The sequence below is a fragment of the Nostoc sp. DedSLP04 genome, assembly GCF_034530775.1.
Taxonomy (GTDB): domain Bacteria; phylum Cyanobacteriota; class Cyanobacteriia; order Cyanobacteriales; family Nostocaceae; genus Nostoc.
Genome location: NZ_JAVRCL010000040.1, coordinates 64217 through 75488, shown reverse-complemented (window position 1 = coordinate 75488; position 11272 = coordinate 64217). Strand labels below are relative to the sequence as shown.

Here is an 11272-nt window from a genome sequence, read left to right as displayed (position 1 = left end):
TGAATCCACCTTTTATCTCCGTTGACGAGTATTTGAACTGGATGAATCCACCTTTTATCTCCGTTGACGAGTATTTGAACTGGATGAATCCACCTTTTATCTCCGTTGACGAGTATTTGAACTAGATGAATCCACCTTTTATCTCCGTTGACGAGTATTGGAACTAGATGAATCCACCTTTTATCTCCGTTGACGAGTATTTGATACTCATGCAAATTCCAGCAATTTTCACAAGCGTGGAATATACATAATTTTAGGGGCACAATATATTGTGCCCCTTAGCGTGTAGTCTATTCAATTGAAAACCACTGTAATCCTTAGCCAGATGCAACCTAATTAATCTTAATTTTCGATTTTTTATTGGCAACCTGAGCTTAAATCAAAACTTTGACATTCTCTAGCTTCCAACAATTGCCTAGCCGTATTACCAGACTGATAACTCATCAAAGTTCCCGCAACCGCAGCCAGTGTAACAACAGTAGCTAGTCCCAACAAAGTAGCTCGTTTTCTAGGTTTGATTGTACTGATGAAATTATCTAACCCAGTCGCACTACCAACAACCTCAATTGTCCCAAGTGCTTTTAAAGCAATAGCTGCATTAGCATAGCGGCGTTTTCGGTTACGTTCCACCATTTTCATCAACCACCGCCGGAAACGGGGACTTATTTGAGGAACTAATTGCTGGAAATTAAAGCGATAGTTATCATCAATTAATTTGCCAATCTCAACAGAACGGGTATTAGTAAGTAAGCAAATTAGTGTTGCTCCTAAACTATATAAATCTGATGCCTCTGTCAGGGAATGACCAAACTGTTCCTCTGGTGGCATAAAACCTGGAGTTCCGGCTATAAAGCTGCTCAGAGCTACTTTCTCACTCTGTCTTCTAGCCAATCCAAAATCAACCAGGTAAGCATTTAGTTTTTCATCAACCAAAATATTCTCTGGCTTAATATCCCGATGAATAATTGGGGAAACTTGCTTTTGCAGATAAACCAAACTTTCTAAGATTGACAGAGCAATTTGCTTAATTTCTTCAGGATGAAAGCTGCGTTTTAATCCCAAGGATGGGGCATTTTTATATTCCTGCACCAGATAAAAAGCCCCTGGCATTTCAAAGCAATCTATATAGCGAGGAATGCGGGAATGATTGAGTTGTTGCAAGATTTCTATTTCGCGCTGATATGCTTTCACACCTGATAAATCAGCACCTGCACGAGCAAAACAAAACTCTTTAATTACCACCTGTTGATTAGATTTCAAAACATTAGCTAGATAAGTAATCCGTCCCCCTTCTCGGTTGCGTCCTAGTTCGCTGATGACTTGATAGCCAAGTTCTGAAAAATCTGGATGGTGATTTAAGGGTATTACCCCTTTATCTCCATTACGCATATCAAGCTCCATTTCACACACCATACGAGTTTGATTATGTCAAGGCGCAATTAAAAGATTAAGATCCACTCACCCAGATTGTTAGCCCCATTTTTACCCTGCTTGGGCTAATACATATCGGCAGAAAGGCGAAATGATTACTTTTGCGCTAGCCAATCGACAATCTGGGCATTGACAACATCTGGAACCTCATCGTGAGGACAATGACCGGCATTGGGAATGGGAACAATTTTGATATCTTTGCCATTCTCCCGTGCCTTTTCGTAAATCTTGGCCCCGGTAATTGGTGTCCAAGGGTCGTCAGCACCCCAAATTACTAATAAAGGACGTTCTACTTTGGGCAAAAGTTCCTCTGGGCTTGGGCCAGGAGGGGCTGTGAGTATAGATGCGAAGACTTGTTGCGCTCCTGGGTCGCAAGAGGGAGTATAAAGTAGATCAACTAATTCATCAGTGACAGCTTCACGGTTCCGGTAAACTTGGTACAGAGTGCGGCGAATTTGGGCTTTTTGGCGGATGCGATTATAGACCAATTTACCTGTAATTGGCGATCGCACAAACCGATTAAAAGTTGACATCACCATCCGTAGTGGCGGGTTCAATTCGTGAGGACGATGACTCAACCCACCCGCAGAGTTAATTAAAATACCACCAGCAGCAATTTCTGGATGTTCTACCAGTACAATCAAGCTCAAAAGTGCGCCGATGGAGTTGCCAATAAATACAGCAGGTTCGTGTATGTGTGCTGTGCAGAAATCTTTCAGCAGTTCCACCCAAACTTCCACACTGTAATCAATGGGCGCTTTATCGGAACCACCAAAACCCAAAAGGTCTATGGCAAATACCTGGTAGCCAGCATCAGCTAAAACCGGGATATTTTTGCGCCAGTGTCCAATGGAAGCGCCAAAGCCGTGAACCAGAACCAAAGGGCGTCCTGTACCCATGACAGTGTACTGAATTTTGTAACCCTGCCAAGTCCAAATAAATTTTTCAAAGGCGTCTTGAGTTGGAAGCTGTTGTGTAGTTACAGTCATTATTAAGATTAATAAAGTCTTTCTTCAAATATAGTAATTTTCTCTGACCTAAAATGAAGTTTCAACAAAATGCTATTTTAAAATCAGTTCCAGTTGAGTTAAAGTCTTTGCCCTATAACCTATTTTGAATTGGAGCGTACCCCTTTGGGGATCTTGCTACGCATAGCGTCTCGGAGAGAAGCGACCATGACCCTTTCTGCTAACCAACTCAAGACCGAAATTATCTACCCCAGTTCTGATGGTAAACCAATGGCAGAGAGCGATCCAGCACGGGATTATCTAATTTATGCTGTAGAAGCCTTAGACATTTATTTCCAAGATCGAAGTGATGTTTACGTATCGGGGAATCTATTTGTTTACTACAAAAAGGGCATTCCTAGCGCTGTGATTGCTCCTGATGTCTTTGTGGTATTTGAGGTAGACAAGAAAAAGCGCGTCAGCTACAAGGTTTGGGAAGAAGGGGGTAAAGTCCCTAATTTTATTTTGGAAATCACTTCTGCAAGCACCCAAGAAAACGATGAAGAGGATAAACCCAAGAAATATTCACTTTTAGGTGTGCAAGAGTATTTTCAGTATGACCCAACCGGAGATTACCTCAACCCACGACTAAAGGGTTCTTATTTATTGGAGGGCAAATATCAACCGATTACATCCAACTTTTTACCCGATGGTGTCTCGTCTATTCACAGTGAAGTATTGGGTTTAGACCTCAGATTGATTGACGGAGAATTGCGGTTTTTTAACCCCCAAACTGGGAGAAAATTGTTAAGTCATAAAGAAACAGAACAAGCGCGACAAGAAGCAGAACAAGCGCGACAGGATGCAATACCTAGATTATTGGAGTTAGGCTTGAGTATAGAACAGATTGCCAGTACTCTTAGTTTATCGGTGGAAGATGTGTTACTTATTTTATCGTTGGATCTGGGGAGATGATCTTTAGAGCTATAGGTAAAAATTACTATAATTGAAATTACGATCGCTCTGTGGTGAGAACGCAGTAGTAACTTCAATGCCTGCAATAAAGCTGACATCATTGATAATGAAAGTAGGCGTTATCTTCACATAAGTTTATGTTTCTAACTTGGTTAGACAGCAACTCTTGGCTGCTGGAAATTGGCGGACAACGAATACTAATTGACCCTTGGCTGGTTGGTTCGTTGATTTTTAGCAATTTGGATTGGTTATTTAAAGGTTCGCGATCGCAAAATCGTCCAATCCCAGATAATATTGATTTGATCCTGCTATCTCAGGGTTTAGAAGACCATGCTCACCCACCAACGCTCAAGCTGTTAGATCGCAGCATCAAGGTTGTAGCTTCTCCCAATGCCGCTAAGGTAGTACAGCATTTAGATTACACCCAAGTAACAGTATTGGCTCATGGTGAAACTTTCACTTTAAATAATCAAGTAGAAATCAAGGCTTTCCCTGGCTCTCCAATTGGCCCGACTCTGGTAGAAAATAGTTATCTCCTCAAAGAATTGGAAAGTGGTTTAACTGTATACTATGAGCCTCACGGGTATCATTCTCCACAACTTCAGCAATCTGCACCTATCGATGTAGTGATTACACCATTCATTGACATGACGCTACCTTTGCTTGGGCCGATTATTAAAGGACAAAATAGTGCTTTAGAAGTCGTCAGATCATTACAGCCTCAAGTAATAATACCTACTGCGGCTGGTGGAGATGTGTCCTTTGAGGGCTTGCTGATGAAACTCATTCAAACTAAAGGAAGTGCTGAGGAATTTTGTTCGTTATTAGAAAAGAACAATCTTTCGACGCGGGTATTTGAGCCAAAACCAGGCGATCGCTTTGAACTACCATTAGAAAAACGAGCATTGGCAATTTAAATTCGAGGACATACTGCTTGCCATGTTAGTTTAATAACATGGCAACTACTAATTTTTTTCCATAGCTGAATTATCTTGCATATAGACTTTTCTAATCGGAAAAGGAATTTGAATTCCTACTTGTTGATAGCGTTTGTGTAATTTTTTGACAAATAGATGTTTACCAATCCGCTGATCGAAATATTCACTTACCCGCATATAAAGCGTAAAATCTATACTAAAATCATTAAAAGTATGAAATCTGATATATGGTTCATTATCTTTTAATTCCGGTGCAATTTCTTGCATAACTTCTTTAGCAACTTCTACAGTAACTTTTTCAACCTTTTCCAAATCGCTATCATAACTTACGCCCACATCAATTGTTAAAGTAATTTCTTTTGCAGGTAAATGATAGTTGGTGAAAATTGCCGAAGACAGCTTAGAATTGGGAACAATGACTACATTATTGGAAATTTCTTTAATGGTCGTATTCCGCCAAGAAATATCTATAACATATCCCTCATGTCCAGCATCTAATTTTACATAGTCCCCGGTTCTAACTTGCTTAGAAATAACTAAGTAAAAACCAGAAAACAAATTTGCAAGTGTGTCTTGAAGTGCCAAACCAACTGCTAGACCACCAATACCTAAAGTTGTGACTATTGGTGTAATTTGAACGCCTACCGTTTGCAAGATGATTAATGTTCCTAAAACTAAAACAGTAATCTTAGCAAGGTTAGAAATTAGTGATGTGGGAATCCCTTCTGCTCTGCGAATATATAAATTTAGGAAACCAGCAGTCAATTTAGCCAAGACTAAAGTTATTGAATATAGTAATGCCATCGTCAGAATTTTTTGCAGTACGATGGCAACATTTGGCTTGAGGGGAGCGCTCAGAACTGCCCAAAAAAAACCGCCAATGACAAACCAAAGAAAAGTCATCCGGTGTAGAGAGTGAAATAGAATTTTACTCCCGGCAATTCGTTTATTAGTAACGAATGTTTCTAGTTTTTTAAAGATAACTTTTTCACCAATTATTCCAGCCAGAAAGCCAGATACAATAAACACTATCGGCGTAATCCATTCCATCATATAAATTTTAAATTTGGAGTTTTACATTTTAGGATAACAGCACTATTGCTGCAATTATGGCTAAATTTTACCTTGTTATTTGCCGGATTATCTGCTTGAGATTTTCTTTCCTTATGGACTTGCCAATTATTTACCACCCAGATTACATTGCTCCCCTACCTGAAGGACATCGTTTCCCGATGTCTAAGTTCCGACAACTCTACGAATTGCTGTTAGCTGATGGTGTCGCGAATCAAGAACAATTTCACACCCCCGAACGTCCGCTACTAGAATTGATAGAGTTAGTCCATACTCCAAGCTACGTTCAAGCTTATTGCGAAGGAACCCTAGACCCCAAAGCACAACGTCGCATTGGTTTACCTTGGAGTCCAGCACTAGCAAATCGTACTTGTGTAGCGGTAGGTGGTACGATACTGACTGCAAAACTGGCACTAAGTCAGGGTTTAGCCTGTAATACTGCTGGTGGAACTCACCATGCCTTTCCCAGTTATGGGTCTGGTTTTTGTATTTTCAACGATTTAGCGATCGCTTGTCGCGTTTTACAAAAATTCGGACTCGTCCAAAAAATCCTGATTGTCGATTTGGATGTGCATCAAGGAGACGGTACAGCTTTTATCTTCCAAGACGACGACAGCGTTTTTACTTTCTCCATGCACTGCGAAGTCAATTTCCCCGGTACGAAACAAAACAGCGATTTGGATGTTCCTTTGCCGATAGGAATGGAAGATGACGCTTATTTACAAACCTTGGCGAATTATTTATCAGATTTATTGTCTAAAGTCAAGCCAGACTTAGTATTTTATGATGCAGGCGTTGACCCTCATATAGGCGATCGCTTGGGCAAATTAGCCTTAACTGATGCTGGCATTTTTCGCAGAGAAATGCAGGTTCTGAGTACCTGTATGAGTAGCGGTTATCCAGTCGCCTGCGTTATTGGCGGCGGTTACGCTGATGATATGAAATCTTTAGTATGGCGGCATTCCCTGCTACATCGGGCTGCTAGTGAAGTTTACCGTCACTATAAACTATAGTCATTTAGTGGGCAATACTAGCCAAAATCGTAAAGTTTTTAAACGCAGAGGAACGCAAAGTAAACGCAAAGGTACGCAGAGTATTGCCAAATTTAATTCGTAGCGAATAGGACTAAAATAAACTTTGCGCTCCTCTGCGCTTACCTCTGCGCCCCTTTGCGTTTAAATTTAAACCATATTTTGAAGGCATTGGCAGTACTGGATGAACAACGGCAAACTCAGAATATACGAACTAGCAAAAGAATTGAATTTGGATAGCAAGAAGCTATTATTAATTTGCGACAAGCTCAACATACTAGTCAAAGGTCATACCAGTACAATCTCAGAATCCGATGCAGAACGTATTCGTGCAGTAGCAAATAAACTAACAGCAAAATCCTCGAAAACTAAAACAACCTCTGAAGATTGGGGCTATACGTTTATAGCTTCAGCAATTGATAGCTTTATCCGCCATCTTGAAGGTGAGGCTGCCTTGAAATCATATTCCGATTTTAGGGAGCGGCGCGATCGCGCCAATCAGTTAATGTATGAATGTGTCGGTAAAAAGCCTTCTCTATTTTATGTGCGTCGTAAAGGTGCGGGGAAAGAAACAAGAGAGGAAATCTGGGATTTGACAATAGCAACAGACTCCGATGATTTTCCATTACCCGCAAGACTTGACAAGCTCAGAAAAACATTAGGATTTAGAGCAGCTGTACAAAAAGATGGACGCGACGGTATAAAAATACTTTCGGCTCAATTGTTACAACTCTCACGGGGACACGCCGACAGCTATGCTATACCTTGTCGCTTGCGTTTACTAGCTAATCATCAGCATCATCTCGATATTCCGCCAGCGACATTGAAGCGCATCGCTACTGCACCAGTTTGTGGTGACCACATACCTACAGAAGATCAGCTAAAAGCTTGGAAAGCATTTTTGCAAATTGAAGAAAAAATCGCGAAAGCGCGTCAATTTTGTGTGCGTTACGTAAGTCATAACTATAACTTCAAAAGACGAATCAGTTTTGAAATTGATCTAAACTCAGCCACCCTTGACGGCTTTTATCAAAATTCCCTCGAAGTAGATAATTTTTGGGAACGAGCAAGAGGCACAAAAAACGAAGATTTAAAACTTTTTGAAACTGCTCCCGTCGGTAAAAATTGGATTAGCGGTCGTCAATTAGGGACTGTTGAAGAAATTGATCCCAACCGTTGTATTATCAACCTCAGATTAGAACGTGACTTAGCTGAATTCATGGCAACAGAGCGTTATAAGTTGCCAGATACAGGATTTTTGTGTTTCGAGGCAGTTGGTGATATTCAACAGATTCAGCGCAAGAAAAAAGCTTTAGATGATTTGAATAATGGTTATACTCAAAATCCCTATTTGGGTAACTTTTTATTCGATGCTTCTCAGGCTAGACAGATCAAAACAACTGTTGAACTGCAACCACAAGATTTATTATTATCTTCTGCAAATCCTGGGCAGAAAGCAGCAGTGGAGAAGGTACTTACCGCAAAGGATCTTGTTCTCATACAAGGGCCACCAGGTACTGGGAAAACTACCGTAATTGCGGAGATTTGCTATCAAATTGCCCTTCGCGGGGGACGCACTCTAATTGCTTCTCAAGCCAATTTAGCAGTAGATAACGCCTTGAGTCGATTAGTTCACAACCCAGTCATTCGCGCTGTACGCAAGGGTAAAGCCGAAAAAGTTGGGGAAGAAGGACAGCCATTTTTAGAAGACCAAGTGATTGGCAGATGGCTAGAAAATACTGCAACTGACTGCGAAAATAATCTGACTCAACGGCTGGAAAATATTAAAATTTTCACTCAATTACTGGCATTATCACAAAGATTTACCGCTTACTTCCAAGCAGAGGAAGAATTTAATCAGCAACAAACTAAATTAAATGAAAATAAGATAAAACTAGAGGTAACCTTTCAAAATCAAGAAAAAGATTACAACGAAAATGTAGATAAACAGAACGAGGTTGAATCACTAATTGCCAAATTAGAAAATATATTAAAGACTTTACCAAATATCAACTGGGAAGCTTCAGAAGTTACAGATTTATTGCCACTTCTTAAACCCTACACAGAAGGTAACAGTTTAGTAGAAGAGTTTTTAGCAAATGTTCGTCAAATCATCAAATATACTGATGAGCTTGGCTTTGTGCGTCCGGCGCTTGGTGCTTTTGGTTTAGCGGCTTGGTTGCGTAAAACTGTAGCAATAGAAATTTCTGGATTTAAAACTTCTTTGACTGATGCTCAAGAAGCAAGTAAAGCCATCTTAGAAGTTGCAGCATCAGTGGAGGTTGTCAAACAAAGTTTCGCCTCGTTGAATCAGTTACAACCAGATTATCAGCAATATCATACCAAACTGCAAAATATACAGCAAACAATCCAGATATGGCAAAACCGCAAACGGGAAATAGATTACATTATCTCAGCAGTTAAAGAATGGAAATCTACAGCACCTTCTCATCTGTATCAAACTTTAAAAGAATGTCATCAATCAGGTGTACCACTCACAGAAAATTTAGTTGACTTGCCGCTAGGTTTATTGATGTTTGCTAATACATTAAAAGTCCCAATCTTACCAAACAATCAAAAAATAAATCTACCTGAATGGGAAGTATTAGCAAAGGCGATCGCTTATGAAATAGACGGAGGTTTTACTGACAGGCGGGGTAAACAGCATAATTTTAGCTATTTTTTACAAGAAAATTTTAGTCAGATTCCAATGGTGCTATCAAAGAGCGATCGCACTCAATGGCAAGAAACCTATCAACAGTTTAACAATTATCAGCTACTCAACCTCAAACAACGAAAATTACTGGTTGAGAATATCCAGGTTTTCTTAATTAGAATGCAACGGACTTATGGTACATCATGGGAATGGAATAATATCGACTCTACTCTCACCCGTATTACACAAGAATTGTTAGATATTATCCTTGCAAATGCGCGTCAATGCGTTTTAAAAGTCAAAACGGAAACAGAGCAACAACTTCAGCATCTACAAGGACAATTAAATGAACTTCAGAAAAATAAAGTTAGCCAACAGCAAATATCTATTACTCAAGCTGAGGTAGAAAAATCACAGCAGGATGCTAATTTCCAACTTGGGCAAGTGATTAATATTTTGCAAGAACTGAATCAAAAAAATATCTCTTCTCAATTACGTATTTTAGTTGAAAAATATCTGGCAACACAATCAAATATTTGGGAGCATCCCCAAGAATTTGCGAATCAAGTAAATTACTGGGAAACTTCCATTAGTCAGCTTGAAACCTTAATATCATCATTAGAACCTTTTGCTGTACTGAAGATAATTAAACATTCTCTAAATGAGCATTTATCAAAGTTACAAGAAGAAACTGAAACTTCTCTACAGCATCTACAAAAATTACAAACTAATTTACGTGAAATAGATCAGAAGTCACAACCGCAGCCATCAGGAAACCTAAGAGAAGAACGAAGCTGGTGGTTGACAGAATGGCAAACAATACCTGATAAATTTAAACCAGAAAATTCCCAAGCCGACTTATTTAGTATAGAGTTTTTACGCAATATCAATACTCAGTTTGAATCTTGGCAGCAACAACTCCAGATAGACGAAACTTATCTCAATAAATATCATAATTTTGTTCAAGATTGGATAGGGAAATTAAGAGAGCCAACTGAAGGCGATAGGGACGATTTAAGACGCATATATTTAGATAATGCTAATGTCGTCGGTATCACCTGTGTTCAAGCTGCAAATAGAGGTTTTTCAGAAGAATTCAAATCTTTTGATGTCGTTATCATTGATGAGGTTAGTAAGTGTACTCCACCAGAGTTACTAATCCCAGCTTTGAAAGGCAAAAAGCTAGTAATGGTAGGCGATCATCGCCAATTACCACCCATGCTTGATACTAGCACTTTAGAAGAAGTAGCTCAAACAATTGGCAATACACGAAACGAACTACAGTTTTTAGAAGAATCACTATTTAAAAGTCAGTTTGAATCTGCTGATGAAAGCATCAAACAAATGCTAACTACACAGTATCGAATGCATCCATTTATTATGGGTGCAATCAATCAGTTTTATGACGGTAAACTAGAATCTGGTATTGTAGAGGCGGACACAAAACGCGCACATCATTTAGCAAGCGAAATTATCCAAGAATCTCAGCATCTTATTTGGGTAAAAACGCCTATAGAAAATCAGTTTTTAGAGCAACGAAATGGAACTTCTTACTTCAATATTCCAGAAGTTGATGCGATTGAACGTTTGTGTCATCAGTTTGAAAATACTTGGGCTTCTAAAGTTGCTAATGGGGAACCAAAAAAAGAAATTGCCGTAATTACATTTTATGGCGCTCAATTAAGAAAAATTGATGAACGTCTGCAATCTGAACTTTTTCCTTCGTTAGAAATTCGTACTGGTACAGTAGACAGATTTCAAGGTATGGAAAGACCTGTTGTAATTGTCAGTATGGTTCGCAATAATAACAAAGGAGATGTGGGATTTGCAAAGAAACCAGAACGAATCAACGTTGCATTTTCTCGCGCTCAAGAACTATTAATAATTGTGGGCTGCCATAATTTATTTACCCATCAATCAGGTAAAGTCGGAAGTATGTATTCTGAAGTATCAAATATTGTTAGTCTTCACGAAGGTTTCGTTGATGTTTCTCGCCTCTTCAGCTAAATCTGTGGTGTGCTTACGCATAGCCTGCCGCAGGTATTGCGCGAATCGACAAAAAACCTAAATTTCATAAACTGTAACTTAGGCTAAGTATCTTAACGGAATTTGCTCCTAAACACAACTTACGCAACTGGCACAGTGCGATCGCTAGCCAGTAGTACATAAGTATTTAATTACCCAGAATGTATTTGATATTTACAAGCTCAAGCACAATTTGCT

At 39.4% G+C, this 11272-nt stretch carries 7 protein-coding genes; 4 read left to right on the top strand and 3 right to left on the bottom strand.

Annotated features, from left to right (window positions below; translation table 11 throughout):
- Nucleotides 1-357 precede the first annotated feature (357 nt).
- Nucleotides 358-1401, bottom strand: coding sequence for a serine/threonine-protein kinase (locus tag RMX89_RS22015; RefSeq protein WP_322690440.1), 1044 nt, complete (start codon nt 1399-1401; stop codon nt 358-360).
- A gap of 125 nt (nt 1402-1526) precedes the next feature.
- Nucleotides 1527-2420, bottom strand: coding sequence for an alpha/beta fold hydrolase (locus tag RMX89_RS22010; protein ID WP_322690439.1), 894 nt, complete (start codon nt 2418-2420; stop codon nt 1527-1529).
- A gap of 186 nt (nt 2421-2606) precedes the next feature.
- On the opposite strand from RMX89_RS22010, the gene RMX89_RS22005 reads away from it, so the two are divergent.
- Entirely contained in the window at nt 2607-3353 is a 747-nt protein-coding gene (locus tag RMX89_RS22005) for a Uma2 family endonuclease (RefSeq protein WP_322690438.1), read from the top strand.
- 137 nt (nt 3354-3490) lie between these two features.
- Nucleotides 3491-4270, top strand: coding sequence for an MBL fold metallo-hydrolase (locus tag RMX89_RS22000; protein WP_322690437.1), 780 nt, complete (start codon nt 3491-3493; stop codon nt 4268-4270).
- A gap of 48 nt (nt 4271-4318) precedes the next feature.
- Here the strand turns inward: RMX89_RS22000 and RMX89_RS21995 are convergent, their stop codons facing one another.
- On the bottom strand, nt 4319-5344 hold the full coding sequence (locus tag RMX89_RS21995; RefSeq protein ID WP_322690436.1) for a mechanosensitive ion channel family protein: 1026 nt from the start codon (nt 5342-5344) through the stop codon (nt 4319-4321).
- A gap of 113 nt (nt 5345-5457) precedes the next feature.
- Here RMX89_RS21995 and RMX89_RS21990 point away from each other — a divergent pair, with 113 nt between their 5' ends.
- Nucleotides 5458-6375, top strand: coding sequence for a histone deacetylase (locus tag RMX89_RS21990; RefSeq protein WP_322674221.1), 918 nt, complete (start codon nt 5458-5460; stop codon nt 6373-6375).
- 202 nt (nt 6376-6577) lie between these two features.
- Nucleotides 6578-11056: a translation initiation factor IF-2 N-terminal domain-containing protein gene (locus RMX89_RS21985; protein ID WP_322690435.1), complete on the top strand. Its 4479-nt coding sequence runs from the start codon at nt 6578-6580 to the stop codon at nt 11054-11056.
- The last annotated feature ends 216 nt before the right edge of the window (nt 11057-11272 follow it).